Source organism: Flavobacterium sp. S87F.05.LMB.W.Kidney.N, from assembly GCF_004366435.1.
GTDB lineage: Bacteria > Bacteroidota > Bacteroidia > Flavobacteriales > Flavobacteriaceae > Flavobacterium.
The window spans coordinates 769,355-790,674 of the sequence record NZ_SODX01000001.1; the positions used below are offsets into that span (position 1 = coordinate 769,355).

Consider the following 21,320-nt stretch of genomic DNA (forward strand, 5'->3'; position numbering starts at 1 on the left):
GCAAAATAATTATTTTGAACCGTTAGAAAAAAGATTTATTAAACTTTTAACGTCAACTTTACACAATTGTTGCAGTTGAGCAACTGTTCCGTGCTCAATAAATTCATCTGGAACACCCAAAATTTCAATATCATTTTTGAAATTATTAGATGCAGCAAACTCTAAAATTGCACTTCCAAAACCACCTTTTTTAACGCCGTCTTCTATTGTAATTATAGTCTTGAAATTTGAAAATATGGTGTTTAATGTATTGATGTCTAATGGTTTAATAAAACTAAAATTATAGTGGGCAATGGCTTCAGAATTAGGGCATTCTTTCAAGGCTTCTATAACATTATTTCCAATTGTTCCGGCCGAAAGCACCGCAACTTCCGTACCATCTTTTAGGCATTCTGCCTTTCCGAAATTTATTTTTTTATAATGTCCGAAATTTTCTACTTCCCAATTTGGTATTACGCCGCGGCCTCGCGGATAACGAATAGCAATAGGATGGTTTAATCCTAATTGAGCTGTATATAGAATATTTTGGAGTTCAATTTCGTTAAGCGGTGCATAGATGATCATATTCGGAATAGAACGCAGATAAGCAATATCAAAAACGCCATGATGCGTAGCGCCATCTTCGCCAACCAATCCTGCACGGTCCAAACAAAAAATTACAGGTAAGTTCTGCAAAGCGACATCATGAATTACCTGATCGTAAGCACGTTGTAAAAATGTAGAATAAATATTGCAATATACTATCATACCCTGTGTCGCCATTCCTGCCGCCAGCGTTACGGCATGCTGTTCTGCAATTCCAACATCAAAAGCACGATCTGGCAGTTCATCCATCATAAATTTTAAGGAACTTCCAGATGGCATTGCAGGAGTGATTCCGATAATTTTTTCATTCTTTTTGGCTAAATCCAAAATCGTCAAACCAAAAACATCCTGATATTTAGGCGGAAGATTTTCTTCCTGTTTTAAATGAATTTCTCCAGTTAAAGCATCAAATTTGCCAGGAGCATGATATTTAACCTGATTTTCTTCGGCTTGTTGTAAACCTTTGCCTTTTGTAGTAACAATATGAAGAAATTTTGGTCCTTTTATATCTTTTAACCTCTTTAGCTCTTTAATCAGAGTAGGGAAATCATGACCGTCAATTGGACCCGAATAATCAAAATTCAAAGACTTGATCATGTTATTTTTCTTCGGATTTTTTCCTTCTTTAACCGCGGTAAGATATTGTTTAAGCGCACCAACACTTGGGTCAATTCCAATTGCATTATCATTTAAAATCACTAATAAATTAGCATCGGTAACTCCAGCATGATTTAGACCTTCAAACGCCATTCCGCTGGCAATAGAAGCATCTCCAATAATAGCAACATGCTGTTTGTCTAGATCACCTTTTAGTTTAGAGGCAATTGCCATTCCGAGCGCTGCAGAAATAGAAGTCGAAGAATGTCCAACGCCGAATGTGTCGTAAATACTTTCACTTCTTTTAGGAAAACCAGAAATGCCGTCGATTTGTCTATTGGTATGAAAAATTTCCCTTCTTTCAGTTAAAATTTTATGTCCATAGGCTTGATGTCCAACATCCCAAACCAATAAATCTTCGGGCGTATTAAAAACATAATGCAGTGCAATTGTCAATTCAATTACGCCTAAACTCGCGCCCAAATGACCTTCTTTAACCGAAACCACATCAATAATAAACTGACGCAGTTCCTGAGCAACCTGAGTAAGCTGCTCCTCTTTTAAAAGACGTAAATCGGCAGGATTGTATATGTTTGAAAGTAAATTGCTTTTCATTGTAAGGTAAAAAGCAAATTTACGGTTTTAAATTTATTTTTTTACTGAATGTTTATCTAACCTCAAAAATCAAAAAAGATTGTTTAAGGAAAAAGTGCTGAATTTCTTCTGGCAGTTTGTTTGTAAAATCTATTACAGATTTATTGCAGGCAAGGCAGAATCTTCCTATTGCATCTGGTGTCATTTTATCCCAATCCTCATTGCAGGGTTTTGGGATTATTATTTTGAAATTTGATTTCATGTTAATTTGATTCGTTTTGGGATTCTGAATTTATTTTTTCTTTCCCAATTCGAAGCATGCCCCTATAACTAGGTCCCATTGAATGTTGCCCATATTGAGGCTCAATTTGAATAGTGTCATTTTGTATCATTTTTAAAAGCACATCATCAGTAATTGGTATCGAGTTATTGTTGTCTTTTTTATTATACTCTACAACTTCAACTTTTTCAATTTTTTGCTTATCTCCATTTACAGTTGCACAGCTAAATAAAGAAGTTCCCATAACAACAAATAAAGCCAGCAAAAACATTTTGTGATACTGTGTTTGAGAGAATAAAACCCTACTTGGAATTTGAATTTTTAGAGTATCTAATTGTGAGTTTTTAAATCGCCCGCAAATTTCTTTATTTTGATTTTTAAGGAAAAAGTGCTGAATTTCTTCTGGCAGTTTGTTTGTAAAATCTATTACAGATTTATTGCATGCAAGGCAGAATCTTCCTGTTGCATCTTGAGTCATTTTATCCCAATCCTCATTGCAGGGTTTTGGGATAACTATTTTAAAATGTGCGTTCATAAATTAGCATTTGCAATAAGAACGCAAATAATAAAATATAAGTATATTCTTATTTTTTAAATTTATGAAATTGATGTTTTTATTGAAGTGCTATTGGCAAAGAATACTGCATTTTAATTTTTTTTCCGTTTGATTCTCCTGGCTGCCATTTAGGACATAAACTTAAAACTCTGATAATTTCCTTCTCTAATGCTTCTTCAACTATAGGTGAACATTGAAGATAAGATACAGAACCATTTTTTTCTACCGCAAATGCAAGTCTGGTGTTTGTAATATTCGAATCTTCGGGTTTTTTAAATTCTTTCGCAAAAAAAGTATAGAATTGATCAATGCCGCCTGGGAATTCTGCATTTTTTTGCATTACAGCTCCAGTAACAAATTGTGAATCCTCTTCTTTGATTGTATTGGAAGATTTTACTTTGGTTTTAGTTGTTTTACTACACTCAGTAGAAACTGGTTTTACAAATTTAACCTGATTTGCTTTTGGTGGAGGGGGCGGCGGAACATGCGAATGAATAGAATCATTTGGGTCAAGTGGAACTTCTCCAACAAGAGTTACTAATTCGGTTGTGGTATCTTTTACAACTTCCACATTTTGAATTTTTTGTTTCTTTCCGTCTTTATTTTGACAGCTAAATAAAGTAGTTCCCATAGTAATAAACAAAGCCAATAAAAACATTTTATGATAGCGTGTTTGAGAATGTAGAACCCGATTTGGAATTTGAATTGTAATCGAATCTAATTGCGATTTCTTAAATCTCCCGCAGACATTTTTGTTTTGATTTCGAATAAAAAAGGACTGAATTTCATCAGGAAGCATCGACGTAAAATCTACAACGGTTTTAGAACAGCTTATGCAGAAACGACCATTGTCATTAGGAGTCATAATGTTCCAGTTTTCGTGACAAGGTTTAGGAACAGTTATTTTGTGTTTGCTTTCCATATTTGAATATCAGGAAATAAATGTAATAAAAAATAAATACTAAAACCTTATTTTTGCAATTATGATAAATCCTTTCACCGACGAATATTTCATGAAAAAAGCTTTGCAGGAAGCTGAAATGGCTTTTGAAAAAGGCGAGATTCCTGTTGGAGCTGTAATTGTAGTGGCCGATAAAGTAATTGCAAGCAGCCACAACTTGACAGAACTGCTAAATGATGTTACAGCGCATGCCGAAATGCAGTCGATAACCGCAGCCGCAAATTTTCTTGGCGGAAAATATTTGAAAGATTGTACTTTGTACGTTACGCTCGAACCTTGCCAGATGTGTGCAGGAGCTTTGTATTGGAGCCAGATTTCTAAAATTGTTTTTGGCGCTCGCGACGAACAACGCGGTTTTCTGAATATGGGAACAAAACTGCATCCTAAAACGACTGTTGTTTCTGGAGTTATGGCAAATGAAGCTGCCGATTTAATGAAGCGTTTTTTTCTGGAGAGACGTAAGTAATTAGTAAAATAGTATGACTGATTTCTCAACAATCAAAAAGCTTTTTCACATTAGTGGACCAAATGGTTTTACTAGTGATGAAATTCAAATTATAAAAGATATTTTTGGAAATCTTCCCCAAGTTTTTGTTGATTATTATTCGGAATTAGGTAAAATCCAAAACTTAAATCAAACACAAGATTCCTTAATAATTCCGGAAAGATTTCAATTCTATAATCACAATGATTATCTGATATTTTATACCGAAAACCAGCACGCTCGTGTTTGGGGAATTCATAAAGATAATTTATCAAATCTTAATCCGCCAGTTTACATGAGTTATGATGAAAAGGAATGGAATTTGGAAACAGAAAAATTATCGGATTTTTTTAATGCTATGGCTTATCTGCAAGCCAGTTTTGCTTTAAAATTTACTGCTGAATGTTTTTATGAAATAGACAATGAAGGGTTAAGCTTTATTGTTGAGAATTATAAAAATAAAGGTGTTTCCTTTAAGCAGTGGGCAGAAGGAATAAATTTCTATGGAAATTATGATGATGAGGTAATTGTTATAATGAGTAATAATCAACTTTTTTATTCTTCAAATACCGAAGATCATTTTCTTGAAATGGATAAAGTTTTATCTGAACTCGTGACTGAACTTTAAATAGTCTTATGAAAATAAATGTCCTAGCCCAGATGGGAGCGGCATCCTTTTTCTTGCTTCTTTAGCAAGAAAAAGATATAGCGGACAGCTGGATTTAGCTCCTTATTAAAGCAATATGAGCGTTTAAACTTCAACAAAAGTTAAATAATCATTACTAGGGAATTTTCTTCTTAAATAAAATAAAAAATAGTTTACTTTTATCTTAAATTAATTCTGGATTTGCTTTGTAATCTTACTAAAGTAAAAAGAATTAATTCTTCATTTGTTAACCATTAACTGTAGATAAAAGTGAAAGTAAAAGGTTTCAGTCTCGTATTTTTTGTGTTTTTTATTTTTCAATCCTGCGGCAGAAAATCGGCTGCCGATTTCAATTCAGATTTTTCACTATTCAAAGATTACATAACCAGTTTTACAGGCGGAATCGTTTCTTCTGATTCTGATATTAGAGTGGTCTTGGCTTTTGATAAAAACGATTGGAAGCCCAATCAGGAACTAGATGACGATTTGTTTGATATTTCGCCAAGTGTGAACGGAAAAGTCGTGGCACTTTCGACCAACACAATTGCTTTTATTCCGGAGAAAAAATTAAAAGCAGGAACAGAATATCAAGTTACCTTAAACTTAGATAAACTGACGGCGATTCCGAAAGAAAAAGAGGCAGAACTTTCTAAATTCAACTTTACAGTTAAAACCGTTAAACAGGATTTTACCATAAATACTGGCGATATACAATCGTACAGCAAAGAATATCAATATTTAAACTGTGTTTTAAAAACAGCAGATAATATTGATTTGGAAACGGCTCAAAAATTGGTAGAAGCCAAACAAAAAGGGAATAATCTTAAAATTAAATTTGAGAAAACGACTGGTCCAGCCAAAGAATTTCGTTTTATAATTGATAGTATTCAGCGTTTTTCTGAAGCGTCAAATGTCGAAATTTTGTATGACGGAAACGATTTTGACATCGATCAGAAAGGGCAAATCGATTTTCCGGTTACCAGCATCAACGAATTTAAAGTTGTAAAAGTTGAAGTTCCGGACGGAAACAACCAATCGGTTTTAATTAATTTTTCTGAACCGCTTGAAAAAGGACAGGATTTTGCCGGTTTAGTTTCGATTCAAAACACGAATAATTTAAAATTTTCGACACAGGGAAATTTACTAAAAGTATATTTTACAAATCAAAATGCGCCTAAAAAAGAAGAACCTGCTGCAGTTGCAGCAGAAGAGGCAGCTTCTGCTGCGGTTGATTCGGCATCAGTTGTAGTTGACTCTGCAGCGGTTGCGATCGATACAGTGTCGACGGATAATGTTGTGGAGGTTGTTGAAGATGAAGAACCAGAACAAGTTATTACAGGTGAATTGCTTTTGGAGGTTTTTCAGGGAATTGAGAGCCAATACGGCAAAAAGATGGAAGCGAATTACTCTGAGAAAATCTCTTTTGACCAGATCAAACCAAGCATTCGTTTCATTAAAAATGGTACAATTCTGCCGAGTTCGAATAATTTAAAACTGAATTTCGAAGCCGTAAATTTAAGTGCTGTTGATGTAAAGATATATAAGATTTACAAAAATAATATTCTGCAGTTTTTGCAGTATAATGAATTAAACGGCGGACAAAATCTCAAAAAAGTTGCGCAGCCAATTGCCAAAACTACGCTGAATCTTAAAGAAAGCACACTTGTAAACCTTTCCAAATGGAATACGTATGCTTTAGATTTATCTAAAATTATAAAACCAGAACCGGGAGCAATTTACAGGGTGGAGTTTGAGTATAAAAAGAAATATTCTCTTTATAAATGTGAAACCTCAGACGGTGATCAGGATGAAACAGAGGAAGAAGAAGTTGATGAAAATGATGTAAACTACAGCGGCAACTCTTACGACGATTATTATTATGATGATTATGAGTGGCGAGAAAGTCAGGATCCTTGTTCGGGTTCGTATTATTACAATGCTAAAATTGCAACCAATATTCTGGCTACAGATTTAGGGGTAATTGCGAAAAGAGGTGAAAATAAATCGTATTTATTTGCCGTAAATAATATTGTAACAACAGAACCAGTATCAAATGCAAGAGTTGATTTATACAATTTCCAACAGCAAAAAATAAGTACACAAGCTACAAGCAGTGAAGGAATTGCATCATTTCAACTGGACAAATTCGCTTATTTTGCCATCGTAACTTTAGGCGATCAATCTACTTATGTAAAACTTGATGACGGACTTTCATTATCTGTCAGTAATTTTGATGTTGCTGGTGAGACTTTACAAAAAGGTCTAAAAGGATTTATTTACGGAGAAAGAGGTGTTTGGCGCCCGGGAGATAATTTGTATTTGTCTTTTATTTTGAATGACGCAGCAAATAAACTTCCAAAATCGCATCCAATTAAATTCAGATTAAACGATCCGAATGGAAAAACAGTTTATCAAACTGTTCAAAAAACAAACGATTTAAACCATTATGCATTTATAGTTCCAACCAGTCAAGATGCGCCAACAGGAAATTGGGAAGCGATGGTAAGTGTTGGAGGTGCTAAATTTTATAAGAGTATAAAAATCGAAACGATCAAACCTAATCGTTTAAAAATTAAAAATACATTTACCAGAAAAACACTTTCGTCATCTTATCCAAATACAGATAATCTAGAAGTAACGTGGCTTCACGGTGCAATTGCAAAGAATTTAAATGTAGAAATGCAGGCAAAATTCTCTCAGCAAACCACTACTTTTAAAGGGTATGAAAAATATACTTTTGATGATTTGGTTCGTCAATTCAGCACAGAAGAAATTAATGTTTTCTCTGGAAAATTAAACGAAAACGGAAAAGCTTCTGTAAATATTCAGCCAAGATTACAGGGTCAGGCGCCGGGAATGTTACGCGCTTCGTTCATTACAAAAGTATACGAAGAAGGAGGTGATTTTAGTACAGATGTTATTTCAACAACTTATTCTCCATACAAAACTTATGTCGGAATAAAGTCGCCTGAACTAAACAAATACAATATGCTCGAAACCAGAGCCTCCAATCGTTTTGATGTGATTACGGTTGACGAAAACGGAAGACCAAAATCGGTTCGAAATCTAGAAGTGAGGATTTACAAAGTAGACTGGCGCTGGTGGTGGGATTCTTCCAGCGATAACTTGTCTAATTATAATTCATCCAATGCCACGACTTCGTACAAAACCAAAATGATTAGTACAGATTCAAATGGGCGAGGAAGTTTCGAATTTACTTTGACAGATGAAGAGTGGGGACGCTATTTGATTCGTGTAGAAGATACAAACGAAGGACATGCAACAGCTTTAACCGTAAATATCGACTGGCCAATTTGGTCTGGAAAAACTCGTAATAGAGATGCTTCAACAGCAAATATGCTGGTTTTTTCTACAGATAAAAAGAATTACGCAGTTGGAGAAAAAGCGCAGATTTCTTTCCCTTCAAGTGAAGGCGGACGTGCTTTAATTTCTATCGAAAACGGATCTAGAGTAGTAAAGACAATTTGGGCTGAAACTAAAAATGGAGAAACAAAAGTCGAAGTTCCGATAACTGGAGAAATGGCTCCAAATGTCTATTTTAATATTACGTTGTTACAGCCGCACGCTTCGACTAAAAATGATTCGCCGATTCGTATGTACGGAATTGTTCCAATTGAAGTTGTGGATAAAAACACCATTTTGGCACCGACAATTAATATGCCCGATGTCTTAAAACCAGAACAGCCTTTTACGGTTAAAGTAGGAGAAAAGTCAGGTAAAGAAATGACGTATACAATTGCCGTTGTCGATGAAGGACTTCTGGATTTAACACGTTTTAAAACGCCAAATGCTTGGGATAGTTTTTATGTTCGTGAAGCGCTTGGAGTAAAAACCTGGGATATTTACGATGATGTAATTGGTGCTTACGGCGGAAAAATAAATCAGATTTTCAGTATTGGTGGAGATCAGGATTTAGGCGGCGGAAAAGCTAAAAAAGCCAACCGTTTTAAACCAGTTGTATTGTATTATGGTCCATTTAAATTGGAAAAAGGCCAGACTAAATCTCATCAATTAAAACTACCGAAATACATTGGTTCTGTTAGAACAATGGTTGTTGCGGGAGATGCGAATACTAGTGCATACGGAAGTGTAGAAAAAGCAACTCCAGTTAAGAGTCCGTTAATGGTTTTGGCTTCATTGCCGAGAAAAATTTCTCCATCAGAAAAAGTGACTCTTCCAGTAACGGTTTTTGCTACAGAAAATAAAATAAAAAATGTTTCCATTCAGATCAAAACCAGCAACGGATTGAAGGTTATGGGAAGTGCAGTTCAGAGATTGAACTTCTCTCAGCCCGATGAGAAAATGGCATACTTTAATTTAGTGGTTGGATCTGCAACCGGAATAGCTAAAGTACAGGTAATTGCAACATCAGGAAGTGAAAAGTCAACTTATGATGTTGAAATTGATATGACAAATCCAAATCCGTTGACTAGTACTTATACCGATGTTATTTTGACTCCAAACAGTTCTAAAACACTTTCGTGGAAAACATTTGGCGTAGCGGGAAGTAATAAAGCAAGATTAGAAGTCTCGTCAATGCCTTCAATGAATTTGAATGGAAGACTGCAGTTTTTAATTCAATACCCGCACGGTTGCGTAGAGCAGACAACATCATCTGTTTTCCCGCAGTTATTTTTAAGCGATGTTGCTGATATAGATAGCAAACGTAAAGAAATTATTCAAAAAAATATTGCGGCAGGAATAGCAAGACTAGGAAATTTCCAATTATCAAACGGTGGATTGCCGTACTGGCAGGGAAATACAATTGCAGATGATTGGGGAACTTCTTACGCTGGACATTTCTTGATTGAAGCAGAGAAAAAAGGATATGTGCTGCCAATTAATTTCAAATCAAAATGGCTTTCGTATCAGCAAAAAGAAGCAAAACAATGGCGTTTTGAACCGAAATACGGAAATGATTTAGCGCAGTCGTATCGTTTATACACTTTAGCTTTAGCAGGAAATGCCGATTTATCTTCAATGAACAGATTGCGAGAAACAAAAGGTATTTCGAATGAAAGTATGCTTCGCTTGGCTGCAGCATATGTTTTAGCGGGACAAAAATCGGCAGGACAAAGTTTGTTTTTGAAAACAAGCATTGATGGTGATTCAGACGGTTACAATTATTACTATTACGGTTCAAGTGAAAGAAATAGAGCCATGGCTTTAGAGACGATGCTGCTTTTAGGACAAAAACAAAAAGCATTTGTAATGGCTTCTAAATTGGCCAAAGAAATGTCAGCCAATCAATGGATGAGTACGCAGACAACGGCTTATTGCTTATATTCAATGTCTAAATTTGCGATAAGCAACGGTCCAAAAGGAATTAATATCCAGTTCAGTAAAAATGGTAAAGGAGAAAATATAAATACACAAAAAACAATTGCAGATCGTAGTATTTCTGTTTCAACTGGAGCTAATAGTATTACGCTGAAAAACAATAAAAATAACACGGTTTATGTTCGTGTACTGAATTCAGGAATATTACCAATCGGACAGGAAAATGTAATACAAAATGATGTCTCGGCTTCTATAGTTTTCAAAAACAGAAAAGGAAGTGTAATCAATGTTTCGAAAATTAATCAAGGAACAGAATTTGTTGCTGAGGTTACCATTAAAAACCAGAGAAACGAAAGTATTCAAAACGTAGCGCTATCACAGATTCTGCCTTCAGGATTCGAGATTGTAAATACACGTTTCACCGATTACGGAGATGCAGTAAACAATATTGCCGACTATATTGATATTCGCGATGATAGAACAAATTTCTATTTCGGAATGAAATCTAGAGAAACAAAAGTTTTTAGAATTCTGCTAAACGCATCTTATTTAGGAAATTATTATTTACCTGGATTGCAATGTGAAGCAATGTATGATAATACATTCCTAGCAAGAACAAAAGGATTCTGGGTTGAGGTTGTAAAATAAAGTTTTAATAAGAACTACGTATCCTAACAGGTTTCCAAAACCTGTTAGGTATCTATATGGCAACCAAAATAGTAGAATACTAAACACCTAACAGGTTTCCAAAACCTGTTAGGATAATAATAAAAAGATTAGCAGTTTGGAGAAGGATATTTTTGAGGCAGGACAATATTATCATGTTTATAACAGAGGAAATAACAAAGAGAATATTTTTATTGAAGAGAAGAATTATCAATATTTTCTAGAAAAGATTAAAAAATATATTTTGCCAATTGCCGATATTTATGCTTATTGTTTGCTTAAAAATCATTTCCATATTGTTCTTCGAATAAAAGATAAAAACGATTTGCCAGAAAAATTTAGAGAAAAGATTTATCTGCCATTTTCGAATTTGTTCAACTCTTATTCTAAAAGTATAAATAAGGCTTATAATAGAACAGGGAGTTTGTTTCAGGAACACTTACAAAGAAATAGAATTGAAAACGAAGAGTATTTGAAACAGTTAATCCTATATGTTCATTTAAATCCTTTAAAACACAATTTTTCTAAAGAATTTCAAACCTATAATCATTCATCTTATCGTTCTTATTTATCAGACAAGCGAAGTAGTATTAATCGAGAGTTTATTATAGAATTATTCGAAGATTTAGAAAATTTTATATTTTGTCATGATGAAAGAAAGTTAATTTACGAAGGTGTACTTAATGATGTAAATTTACTTGATCAATAGAGAATTACATTTGAGTGTCCTAACAGGTTTTAAAAACCTGTTAGATATTATAAGTATTCGGTTTTTCTTTTAGGAATCTAAATAAATTGATACCTAACAGGTTTTTAAAACCTGTTAGGATAAGAACAATATAATTGTGAAAAACAAATTAAAAGCGTTTTTCCAACGCATTCTAAATTGGATAAAAAGAAATAAAATAAAATCAGCAATTGCATTTCTGCTCTTGCTGATTTACTATTTTTCGATACCCCGAACTTTATTTAAAGAACCTTACTCAACTGTCATTGAAAGTAAAGAAGGAGAATTACTAGGCGCGAAAATTGCCCGCGATGGACAATGGCGTTTTCCTGCGCAAGACAGCGTGCCGGATAAATTCAAAAAATGTATTGTTTATTTTGAAGATGAATACTTCTACAAACATCCAGGCTTTAATCCGGGTGCAATGATAAATGCTTTCAAACAAAACAGAAAAGCGGGGAAAGTTGTTCGCGGCGGAAGTACTTTAACACAGCAGGTTATCCGACTATCGAGAAAAGGAAAAAACAGAACCTATTTTGAAAAGTTAATAGAAATTGTTCTCGCTACCCGATTAGAATTGGGTTATTCTAAAAATGAAATTCTTGACATGTATGCTGCTCATGCGCCATTTGGAGGAAATGTAGTCGGATTAGAAATGGCATCGTGGCGTTATTTCGGTGTACAGTCGAATCAATTGTCTTGGGGTGAAAATGCTGTTTTGGCGGTTTTACCCAATACCCCAAGTTTAATTTATCCAGGAAAAAATCAGATTAAATTACTAAATAAGCGAAACCGGCTTTTACTAAAATTACATCAAGAAGGCATAATTGACAAGCAGACCTATGAACTTGCAATAGAAGAGCCTCTGCCTCAAAAACCCTATGATCTGCCTCAAATAGCACCTCATTTATTGCAGAGAGTGGCTAAAAATGAAGAAGGAACGCGAGTAAAAACAACTTTAGATTATGCGTTGCAAAACAGGGTAAATCAAATTGCGAGATATTATTACAATCAGTACAAACAGAATGAAGTTCATAATCTGGCTATTTTGGTAATAGATGTGCAGAATAGAAATGTAATGAGTTATATTGGAAATTCTCCTTCAGATATTGACCATCAAAAAGATGTTGATATTATTGATGCCCCTAGAAGCACAGGAAGCATTTTAAAACCGCTTCTATACGGTGCAATGCTCGATGATGGCGAATTATTACCCAATACATTAATTGCCGATATTCCGACCCAAATTTCAGGTTACACACCGCAAAATTTTAATCTCACGTTTGATGGCGCTGTGCCGGCGCATCGTGCTTTATCACGCTCATTAAACATTCCAGCTGTTTTAATGCTTCAAGATTTTGGGGTAAATAAGTTTTATGAAGAACTTCAAAAGTTTAAATTAAAAAACATTAACAAAACGCCCGACCATTATGGTTTGTCGCTTATTCTGGGAGGTGCCGAAAGTAATTTATGGGATTTATGCAGAACCTATGCGAACTTATCATCAACATTAAATTATTATACTAAAAATCAAGGAAAATATAGAACCAACGAGTTTTTAGAATTAAATTATAAAAATGATTTTGAACCTGATTTTGGCTCAGAAACGAATCAGAAAAACATTTTAGGTGCGGGTTCAATTTGGCTTACATACAATGCAATGGAAGAAGTCAACAGGCCAGAAGGAGATGAAGCTTGGAAGTTTTATGACAGTTCTTTAAAAATTGCATGGAAAACGGGAACAAGTTTCGGAAATAGAGATGCTTGGGCAATTGGAACCAATTCCAGATATGTAGTGGGAGTTTGGGTTGGAAACGCAACGGGAGAGGGGAGGCCAACTTTAACGGGAGTGACAAGTGCGGCACCGATTTTATTTGACGTGTTTAATTTACTGCCAAGGCAACGTTGGTTTGATACACCGTATAAAGATCTAGAAGAAGTTGAAGTTTGCCGTTTAAGCGGTTATTTGGCAAAAGAAAACTGTCCGAAAATTAAACAATGGGTTTCAAAAAAAGGGAAATCAACAAAAGTTTGTCCTTATCATAAAACCATTCATTTAGATAAAACAGAGCAATTTCAGGTAAACAGCAGCTGTGAAAGTGTCGAAAATATTGTGACTAAAAACTGGTTTGTCCTGCCGCCCGTAATGGCATGGTATTATAAAAGCCAGCACATTGAATATTTACCTTTGCCACCATTTAAGGAAGGATGCGAAGGAACACAAACCACAACAATGGATTTTATTTACCCAAAAGCCAACAGCAAAATCTATTTAACGAAAGATTTTAATAGTAATATACAGCCCGTAATTTTAAAAGTAGCTTATTCTGAAAGGGATAAAGAATTGTTTTGGTATGTTGATGATGTTTACAAAGCAACAACAAAAACATTTCATGAACTGCCAATTACGCCAACAACGGGAATTCATTATATTACGGTTGTAGATGCTTCTGGAAATGAAATTAGAAGAAGGATTGAGATTGTTAGGGAATAAAATTTAAAAAGAAATTCCAATTTTTTGAAATCCCAAATTCCAAATTTTGCTTCTTTATAAAAGATGAAAGCTTATTGTATGTCAGGCTGAGCGAAGTCGAAGCCTGCGTGCCAATTGGAGTGCCCTTCTCCCGAAGCCTCGGGATCGCTCAGGGTGACATTCTAGGTATAATGACTAAGTGATATTGCTTCGTTCCTCGCAATGATGCATAAAAAAACCGCCCCGATGCATCGGGGCGGTTTTGATTTTTATTCTGAAATAACATTTCCTTTTTTATCATAGAAATGGTATTCTAAGTACGTGTAAGCGTCACGAGGTATGATTTTCACCCATTTCTTATGTTCAAAAAACCATTTTGAACGTAATGATGGAAAACCTTTGCTGAGGTATGCAGCCACAAACGGATGTGTGTTGAGTACAACTTTATTGTGGGTTTTTAGAAGTCTTTCTAAATCAGAAGTGATCTTGTCAATTATTAATATTGGTGCTTCAATTTCACCATTTACTTTATTTGGATCCTCTTCTCTAGTTTTTATATTAACTTCTGGTCTTACTCGCTGTCTTGTAATCTGGACTAAACCAAATTTACTCGGCGGTAATATTTTATGCTTTGCTTTATCGTCGCTCATTTCTTCTCGCAAGAAGTCGAACAAAACTTTCCTATTTTCAGGATTAGACATATCGATAAAATCAACTACGATTATTCCGCCCATATCACGCAGACGAAGTTGTCTTGCGATTTCTGCTGCAGCAATCATATTTACCTCCATGGCCGTGTCTTCTTGGTTGGTTGCTTTGTTTGAACGGTTTCCGCTGTTTACGTCTATAACGTGAAGAGCTTCAGTGTGTTCAATAATAAGGTAAGCACCTTTACTCATGGAAACAGTTCTGCCAAAAGAAGTTTTGATTTGTCTCTCTATATTGTATTTCTCGAAAATTGGAGTATCATTTGATTGATAAAACTTTACAATCGATTGTTTTGAAGGTGCAATTTCTTGCAGATATTCCTTCGTTTGATGGTACAACTCTTCGTCATCTATTTGAATACCGCTGAAGGTATCATTAAATACATCTCTTAATATTGAAGAAGCTCTGTTAAGCTCTCCTAATACTTTTGATGGATGATGAGCAGTTGGTAATTTTTTACACATTGCAGACCATCTGCCAAGCAGGTTCTGCAAATCTTTTTCTAATTCGGCTACGTTTTTGCCTTCGGCTACTGTACGAACAATAACACCAAATCCTTTAGGTTTGATCGATAGAACAAGTTTTTTTAGACGATCCTTTTCTTTTTTGTCTTCTATTTTTTGAGAAATAGAAACTCTATCAGAAAAAGGAACTAGAACGATAAATCTTCCAGCCAATGAAAGCTCAGCACTTATTCTTGGGCCTTTGGTAGATATAGGTTCTTTAACTACTTGAACTAAAACAGATTGATTGGCACTTAAAATATCAGTAATGATGCCATCTTTGTCAATCTCTTTTTCAAACTGAAAGGTTTTTAGGGAGAAATCTTTTATTTTACCTGCGCTTACAAGTTTTATGAATTTCAGTTGGGAAGCTAAGTTTGGACCTAAATCGTGATAATGTAAAAAGGCATCTTTTTCGAAACCGACATTTACAAAAGCAGCGTTAAGTCCAGCAACTGGTTTTCTGATTTTGGCAATAAAAATATCACCAACCTGAAAGTTGCTTTTTTCTTCTTCTTTGTGTAATTCAATTAGTTTTCCATCTTTTAATAAGGCAAAATCTACGGCTTCAGAACTAGATCTAATGATTAATTCTTTATTCACACTGTAAATTTTTATCTGTTTTTTCAGAAAATAGAATATAGAGAGAAGAGTATAGACTTGCGTCTAAAATCTAAAATCTAAGATCTAAAATCTTATCTACAGATGGATTAAACAATATTTTAACAGGTATTGAACCCGGGAGGGAAAGTTTAAATTTCAATTTTTAAATTCCAAATTCCAATTGAATCAATATTGATTTCTTAATTTTTGGATTTTGGATTTTATTTTTTGGAATTTTTGAAATTTCCCAAATTTCAATGAACGTTTAAAAAGAAAAAAGTAGTTTAAAACTACTTTTTCTTTTTGTGGCGGTTAGCTCTCGCTCTTTTCTTACGTTTGTGAGTAGCTACCTTATGTCTCTTTCTTTTTTTACCACTTGGCATATCGTGTCTGATTTATGTTAATTAATATTATTTTGCTTCGTTGTTTGTTTTAACTCCTTCTACAAATACTTTCGCAGGTTTAAACGCAGGAATGTTGTGTGCTGGAATTTTAATTGTTGTGTTTTTAGAAATGTTTCTTCCAGTCTTTTCAGCTCTAGTTTTTACAATAAAACTACCAAAACCTCTTAGGTAAACATTGTCTCCAGTTTCTAAAGAAGTTTTAACTTCTTCCATAAAAGTTTCTACTGTTGCTTGAACATCTCCTTTTTCAAGACCTAGTTTCTCTGAAATCTTCGCTACGATATCTGCTTTCGTCATTTTCTTTCCTATTTTATTTTATAAATGGTGTACTATTTTTTTGAGTTTGCAAATATAGGAATTAAAAAAATAATTAATCAAGCTAATTCGTTAAATTTTAATTACATAAACATTTACTTTTGTAATCTAAGTATTTTGCAATGGATTTTTCTAACATATTGATAAAATGGTATTTACAAAACAAGCGTGATTTACCATGGCGAAAAACGGTCGATCCGTACCAAATTTGGCTCTCAGAAATTATGCTTCAGCAGACGCGAGTTGCTCAAGGAATGCCTTATTTTTTTGCATTTACCAAGGAATTTCCTACTGTAAAAGATTTGGCAGATGCCTCAGAAGAAAAAGTTTTAAAGCTTTGGCAGGGTTTAGGGTATTATTCTAGGGCTCGTAATCTTCATAAAACGGCTCAATATATAAGTAATGATTTAAAAGGCATTTTTCCAGATTCGTATAAAGATCTTTTAAAGCTTAAAGGTGTTGGCGAATATACAGCGGCTGCAATTGCATCTTTCTCTTATAATGAATCGGTTCCTGTTGTAGACGGAAATGTGTTCCGTGTTTTGTCGCGCTATTTTGATATTGAAACCGATATTGCCAATCCCGGTGCCAAAAAAGAGTTTGCTGCTTTGGCGCAAGAATTAATGCCTAAAGATAATCCAGCCATATTCAATCAAGCGATTATGGAATTTGGTGCGCTTCAATGTGTGCCGAAAAGTCCAAATTGCTCGATTTGTGTTTTTAGTGATAGCTGTCTTGCTTTGCAAAAGGGAAAAGTAAATCAACTTCCTGTAAAATCAAAAAAAATAAAAGTGTCAAATCGTTATTTTAATTATTTGATATTGGAAGATGCTATAGGAAATACACTTATTCAAAAAAGAACTGATAAGGGTATTTGGCATAATTTATACGAGTTTCCACTCTTAGAGACTGAGTCTATAGTAGATTTTGATGTAGTTTCAAAAATCGCAAAAGAAGAAATGTTTCCTTCTTATACCATTATAGGTATAGAAGATTGTGCAGAATCAACATTAATACATAAACTTTCGCATCAGCATCTTCATATACAGTTTTGGAAAATTAAGGTAAAAGAGAAAATAGAAAATGGAGTTGATCCTGAAAAATTAAAAACTTTTCCTTTTCCAATTGTGATTTATAAATTTATAGAAAAGCAGGAAATAATTTGCTAAAAAAATGTATCTTTGGTAGAAATACCACCAAAAACTATGAACGGAACATTAAATAAAGTGATGCTCATTGGCCATTTAGGCGATGATGTGAAGATGCATTATTTTGATGGCGGAAATTGCATCGGACGTTTTCAGCTGGCTACCAATGAAGTTTATATCAATAAAACAACCAACGAAAAGATCACTTCTACAGAGTGGCATAACTTGGTTGTACGTAATAAAGCCGCAGAAATTTGCGAAAAATATCTTTCTAAAGGAGATAAGATATATGTTGAAGGAAGAATAAAATCTCGTCAGTGGCAGGCAGAAGACGGAACTACCAAATATACCACAGAGATTCAAGTGACGGAATTTACTTTTCTGACTACCAAAAAAGAAACTGCGCATACAAAACAAAATCAAGATGCAGAATCAACAAAAAATACTAACTTTGATGCTGCTAATGAAGGGCTTCCTATTAATGATCTGCCTTTCTAAAGGATGTTTAACTAATTTTTTGCAATTTGGACCCGGAGCCCAGTTTATTTTTTACAACAAATCTAGACGCTAATTTAATTATTGGTTTCGTCGGAATATTTATTTTGTTGTTTCTTTCAGCAATAGTTTCAGGTGCTGAAGTAGCTCTCTTTTCTCTATCACAGCAAGAAATCGATGATACCCTAAATGATAATCAGGCAAAAGGTAAAATTATCTCAAACCTATTAGATAAGCCGAAAAAACTCCTGGCTACATTACTGGTTGCCAATAACTTTTTCAATATAGGTGTTGTTATCTTATTTGCATATATCGGACAGAATATCTTTTCTACTATAAGTTCACCTGCTTTTAAATTTACACTCGAGGTAGTTTTAGTCACCTTTTTTATCTTATTATTTGGCGAAGTACTTCCTAAAGTTTATGCGAGCAGAAACAGTGTGCGTTTTGCTAAACGAGTGGCATATCCGCTGGCTTTTTTAGATAAGATACTATCTCCTATCAGTTTGCCAATGCGTGCTCTTACTATATATTTGCAGAATAAATTGGGAAAACAAAAGAATAGTTTTTCGATTAATCAGCTTTCGCAGGCTTTGGAACTGACAGATTCAGAAGGAACTTCAACCGAAGAACAAAAAATTTTAGAAGGAATTGTTTCTTTTGGAAATACTGATACAAAACAGGTAATGAGTCCGAGAATTGATATTTTTGCATTAGAAATATCAGAATCTTTTGCGTCTATTTATCCTAAAATAATTGAAAAAGGATTTTCGAGAATTCCGATTTATCGTGATAATATTGATCAGATAGAAGGAGTGCTTTTCGTAAAAGATTTACTGCCTCATATTGATAAAGAAGAATTTAACTGGAATTCATTGATTCGAGAAGCCTTTTTTGTTCCTGAGAATAAAAAGCTTGACAATCTTTTAAAAGATTTTCAGAGTTTGAAAAGTCATTTAGCAATTGTGGTCGACGAATATGGAGGAACTTCAGGATTAGTTTCTCTAGAAGATGTAATCGAGGAAATAGTTGGAGATATCAGCGACGAGTTTGATGATGAAAATCTGAACTTCTCACAGATTGATGAAAATAACTTTCTTTTTGAAGGAAAAATAAATCTGAAAGATTTCTATAGAATTGTAAATGTTGACGAAGATGTTTTTGAATCTCATAAAGGAGAAGCAGAGACATTGGCTGGATTTATCTTAGAGATTTTAGGTAATTTTCCGAAAAAAGATCAAAAAGTACCTTTTGAAAACTGTATTTTCACAATAGAAACAGTTGATAAAAAGCGTGTAAAACAAATTAAAGTAACAATAAATTAAAATGCCTAATAGAATACTTTCAATAACTGCAATTTTGCTTGCACTAACGGTTTTAAGCTGTAAAAAAGATGTTTTGCCAAAACCAGCTAGTTTTTTGCGATTAGATTATGCAGAAGCAAAATATGTGAATTTTGAGAACAACTGCCCGTTTGCTTTTCAAATGAATGAAGACGCCGTTATAAAAGGTGAAAAAGATTGCGGTTTTGCGATTACTTATCCAAAAATGAAAGCGACTATCTATTTGACATATAAGCCTGTAAATGGCAATATTGATAAGCTGTTACGTGACGCCCAAAAACTGACTTACGAACACGTAATTAAAGCCGACGATATTTTAGAACAACCTTATATAAATCCGCAAAAGAAGGTTTATGGAATGTTTTATCAAGTTGATGGAAATGCAGCGACTAATTCGCAATTCTACGTTACAGACAGCACCAGACACTTTTTAATAGGTTCGGTTTATTTTTACGCAAAACCAAACTTTGACTCTATTATGCCTGCCGCGAGTTATGTTAAAAACGACATGCAGCGTCTGATGGAAACGTTGAAGTGGAAATAATTCATAATAAAAAGGAATCCATTTGGATTCCTTTTTTGTTACGATTTAATGTTAAAAAAAATAATATGGAACTTTGTTGTTATAGAGAACTTAGTAACTTTTAAATGTTTTTTATAAACCTGAAATTTGATATTCATCAAAATATTCGTAGTTGCCAAATTTGTTTTTTCTGAAAATTTTAAACTTAGAAGTGTTTTTTTCTTTATTGATCGAATCTCCAATAATTAAAGTATCTCCTTTTGTATCGGTTGTCGTAATGCAATATTTTTCATCGTAGTAAAATTCTAAAGTTTTATTTTCATAATTATAAATTCGTATAATTTTAGAATTAATTTTATTTTTCACGAAATGTTCAGAATTACTTTTAGCTTTAAATATAAAGTAGCCTATAATAAATGAAAATGTTATAAAAATGGCGTATCTGAAAAATGTTTTAGTTTTCATAAGCTATAGTTTTAGTAAAGGAACGACAATAGGTGTGTAATTATAATTTCCTTGAATCTCTGCTAAGTAATTCCAACATCTAAACCTCCTCCAGAATTAACAGTGATATTCATAAATCCCCCTTGCTGGCGCGAGCGTCACGCTCGTGAATTAAAGCATTTCTTAACAAATATATATGAAAAAAGCGCTCAAATTTAAGCGCTTTTTTTGATTATTAATTAGAATTTAGTGTAAATATCTAATCTAATTTTTTAGGATTGAAACATAGTTTAATTTGCTCATAAATTTCTATTGAGGTTTATACAATAAGCAATCTTTTCGAATTTTAATTATTTTATCTTTTTTTAGAGGGATTACATTTTTGTTTAACATTTTATATTGTTCAACATCAGAAGAATCTTGTTTATAAAATATTACTGATCGATTCATCATATCGAGAAATATCTTATCAAGCAGTAATTTGTCTGATGTGTAATCAAATTTATTAAAAAAAGTATCTTTTAAATTAAAATATTTTTTGTAATCTCTGATATTAATACTTGCATCAATTTCGCAAGAACTATTATGTTTTACAATACTTCTTGAACCAGAATAAATAGGTATTATTGTATTTTGTAGAGTATCTAATAAATATAAACTTGACTTAGTTTTATCATATTTGTTTGCTTGAGATATAAAAACCAAGTCTTGTTCTGAATTGTTTTTTAAATCAAAAGCTATATCATAGTATGGAGGTAAATCAGAATCGGAATCTGAAGAGCTTTTTAAGTATATACTATATTTTGTTAAAACAATTTCTATTTCATTTGTTGTTTTTTTATTCTTGCAACTATAAAACAAAAATATCAAAGCGATAATAATTAACTTATTTTTTTTGATCATATAAATTTACTTTATTTTTAAAAGCATTATAAGATTCTATTACGTGGGTACGATATGGATC

17 protein-coding genes are annotated in these 21,320 nt (G+C 33.5%); 9 read left to right on the forward strand and 8 right to left on the reverse strand.

Annotated features, from left to right (window positions below; translation table 11 throughout):
- Positions 1–9: 9 nt before the first annotated feature.
- The 4 genes from EDB96_RS03400 to EDB96_RS03415 form a co-directional block, all read right to left on the reverse strand.
- On the reverse strand, positions 10–1,797 hold the full coding sequence (locus tag EDB96_RS03400) for a 1-deoxy-D-xylulose-5-phosphate synthase (RefSeq protein ID WP_134139231.1): 1,788 nt from the start codon (positions 1,795–1,797) through the stop codon (positions 10–12).
- A gap of 52 nt (positions 1,798–1,849) precedes the next feature.
- A complete protein-coding gene (locus EDB96_RS03405; RefSeq protein WP_134139232.1) occupies positions 1,850–2,038 on the reverse strand; it encodes a hypothetical protein in 189 nt (62 codons plus the stop codon).
- A gap of 1 nt (position 2,039) precedes the next feature.
- The gene (locus EDB96_RS03410) at positions 2,040–2,591 is read right to left on the reverse strand and encodes a hypothetical protein (RefSeq protein ID WP_134139234.1); all 552 of its coding nucleotides are present in this window, start codon (positions 2,589–2,591) and stop codon (positions 2,040–2,042) included.
- A 79-nt stretch (positions 2,592–2,670) separates the two neighbouring features.
- Positions 2,671–3,534: a hypothetical protein gene (locus EDB96_RS03415; RefSeq protein ID WP_243839303.1), complete on the reverse strand. Its 864-nt coding sequence runs from the start codon at positions 3,532–3,534 to the stop codon at positions 2,671–2,673.
- Between the two features lie 61 nt (positions 3,535–3,595).
- On the opposite strand from EDB96_RS03415, the gene EDB96_RS03420 reads away from it, so the two are divergent.
- From EDB96_RS03420 to pbpC, 5 genes are all read left to right on the forward strand, one after another.
- On the forward strand, positions 3,596–4,039 hold the full coding sequence (locus EDB96_RS03420) for a nucleoside deaminase (RefSeq protein WP_057117555.1): 444 nt from the start codon (positions 3,596–3,598) through the stop codon (positions 4,037–4,039).
- Positions 4,040–4,052: 13 nt separating this feature from the next.
- Positions 4,053–4,685: a hypothetical protein gene (locus EDB96_RS03425; protein ID WP_134139235.1), complete on the forward strand. Its 633-nt coding sequence runs from the start codon at positions 4,053–4,055 to the stop codon at positions 4,683–4,685.
- Between the two features lie 288 nt (positions 4,686–4,973).
- A complete protein-coding gene (locus tag EDB96_RS03430; RefSeq protein ID WP_134139236.1) occupies positions 4,974–10,652 on the forward strand; it encodes an alpha-2-macroglobulin family protein in 5,679 nt (1,892 codons plus the stop codon).
- A 136-nt stretch (positions 10,653–10,788) separates the two neighbouring features.
- Positions 10,789–11,379 (forward strand): transposase, encoded by a 591-nt coding sequence (locus EDB96_RS03435; RefSeq protein WP_134139237.1) that lies wholly within the window; start codon positions 10,789–10,791, stop codon positions 11,377–11,379.
- A 136-nt stretch (positions 11,380–11,515) separates the two neighbouring features.
- Entirely contained in the window at positions 11,516–13,891 is a 2,376-nt protein-coding gene (pbpC, locus tag EDB96_RS03440; RefSeq protein ID WP_134139239.1) for a penicillin-binding protein 1C, read from the forward strand.
- 248 nt (positions 13,892–14,139) lie between these two features.
- On the opposite strand, the gene EDB96_RS03445 is transcribed toward pbpC, so the two are convergent.
- Together EDB96_RS03445 and EDB96_RS03450 are read right to left on the reverse strand one after the other, a co-directional pair.
- Positions 14,140–15,684 (reverse strand): ribonuclease E/G, encoded by a 1,545-nt coding sequence (locus tag EDB96_RS03445; RefSeq protein ID WP_035645529.1) that lies wholly within the window; start codon positions 15,682–15,684, stop codon positions 14,140–14,142.
- 410 nt (positions 15,685–16,094) lie between these two features.
- The gene (locus tag EDB96_RS03450) at positions 16,095–16,385 is read right to left on the reverse strand and encodes an HU family DNA-binding protein (protein ID WP_007805026.1); all 291 of its coding nucleotides are present in this window, start codon (positions 16,383–16,385) and stop codon (positions 16,095–16,097) included.
- 140 nt (positions 16,386–16,525) lie between these two features.
- Between EDB96_RS03450 and mutY the strand changes: the two genes are divergently transcribed.
- The 4 genes from mutY to gldD are packed head-to-tail and all read left to right on the forward strand — an operon-like array spanning position 16,526 to position 19,933.
- Positions 16,526–17,572 carry an A/G-specific adenine glycosylase gene (mutY, locus tag EDB96_RS03455; protein WP_134139240.1) on the forward strand — a complete coding sequence of 349 codons (1,047 nt, stop codon included), beginning with the start codon at positions 16,526–16,528 and terminating at the stop codon, positions 17,570–17,572.
- Positions 17,573–17,608: 36 nt separating this feature from the next.
- Positions 17,609–18,049, forward strand: a complete 441-nt coding sequence (locus EDB96_RS03460) for a single-stranded DNA-binding protein (protein ID WP_057117681.1) — start codon at positions 17,609–17,611, stop codon at positions 18,047–18,049.
- Between the two features lie 26 nt (positions 18,050–18,075).
- Positions 18,076–19,371, forward strand: a complete 1,296-nt coding sequence (locus EDB96_RS03465; protein WP_134139242.1) for a gliding motility-associated protein GldE — start codon at positions 18,076–18,078, stop codon at positions 19,369–19,371.
- Position 19,372: 1 nt separating this feature from the next.
- The gene (gene gldD, locus EDB96_RS03470) at positions 19,373–19,933 is read left to right on the forward strand and encodes a gliding motility lipoprotein GldD (RefSeq protein WP_134139244.1); all 561 of its coding nucleotides are present in this window, start codon (positions 19,373–19,375) and stop codon (positions 19,931–19,933) included.
- Positions 19,934–20,044: 111 nt separating this feature from the next.
- On the opposite strand, the gene EDB96_RS03475 is transcribed toward gldD, so the two are convergent.
- Both EDB96_RS03475 and EDB96_RS03480 read right to left on the reverse strand, forming a co-directional pair.
- Positions 20,045–20,377, reverse strand: a complete 333-nt coding sequence (locus EDB96_RS03475) for a hypothetical protein (RefSeq protein WP_134139245.1) — start codon at positions 20,375–20,377, stop codon at positions 20,045–20,047.
- A gap of 288 nt (positions 20,378–20,665) precedes the next feature.
- Positions 20,666–21,259: a hypothetical protein gene (locus tag EDB96_RS03480; RefSeq protein WP_134139247.1), complete on the reverse strand. Its 594-nt coding sequence runs from the start codon at positions 21,257–21,259 to the stop codon at positions 20,666–20,668.
- Between the last annotated feature and the right edge of the window lie 61 nt (positions 21,260–21,320).

Bases quoted from the DNA above. Each gene is read 5' to 3' on its own strand.
- EDB96_RS03415 (WP_243839303.1), bottom strand. From the start codon at position 3,534: ATGGAAAGCAAACACAAAATAACTGTTCCTAAACCTTGTCACGAAAAC.
- EDB96_RS03400 (WP_134139231.1), bottom strand. From the start codon at position 1,797: ATGAAAAGCAATTTACTTTCAAACATATACAATCCTGCCGATTTACGT.
- mutY (WP_134139240.1), top strand. From the start codon at position 16,526: ATGGATTTTTCTAACATATTGATAAAATGGTATTTACAAAACAAGCGT.
- EDB96_RS03450 (WP_007805026.1), bottom strand. From the start codon at position 16,385: ATGACGAAAGCAGATATCGTAGCGAAGATTTCAGAGAAACTAGGTCTT.
- EDB96_RS03480 (WP_134139247.1), bottom strand. From the start codon at position 21,259: ATGATCAAAAAAAATAAGTTAATTATTATCGCTTTGATATTTTTGTTT.
- gldD (WP_134139244.1), top strand. From the start codon at position 19,373: ATGCCTAATAGAATACTTTCAATAACTGCAATTTTGCTTGCACTAACG.
- EDB96_RS03420 (WP_057117555.1), top strand. From the start codon at position 3,596: ATGATAAATCCTTTCACCGACGAATATTTCATGAAAAAAGCTTTGCAG.
- EDB96_RS03405 (WP_134139232.1), bottom strand. From the start codon at position 2,038: ATGAAATCAAATTTCAAAATAATAATCCCAAAACCCTGCAATGAGGAT.
- EDB96_RS03410 (WP_134139234.1), bottom strand. From the start codon at position 2,591: ATGAACGCACATTTTAAAATAGTTATCCCAAAACCCTGCAATGAGGAT.
- EDB96_RS03425 (WP_134139235.1), top strand. From the start codon at position 4,053: ATGACTGATTTCTCAACAATCAAAAAGCTTTTTCACATTAGTGGACCA.
- EDB96_RS03475 (WP_134139245.1), bottom strand. From the start codon at position 20,377: ATGAAAACTAAAACATTTTTCAGATACGCCATTTTTATAACATTTTCA.
- EDB96_RS03460 (WP_057117681.1), top strand. From the start codon at position 17,609: ATGAACGGAACATTAAATAAAGTGATGCTCATTGGCCATTTAGGCGAT.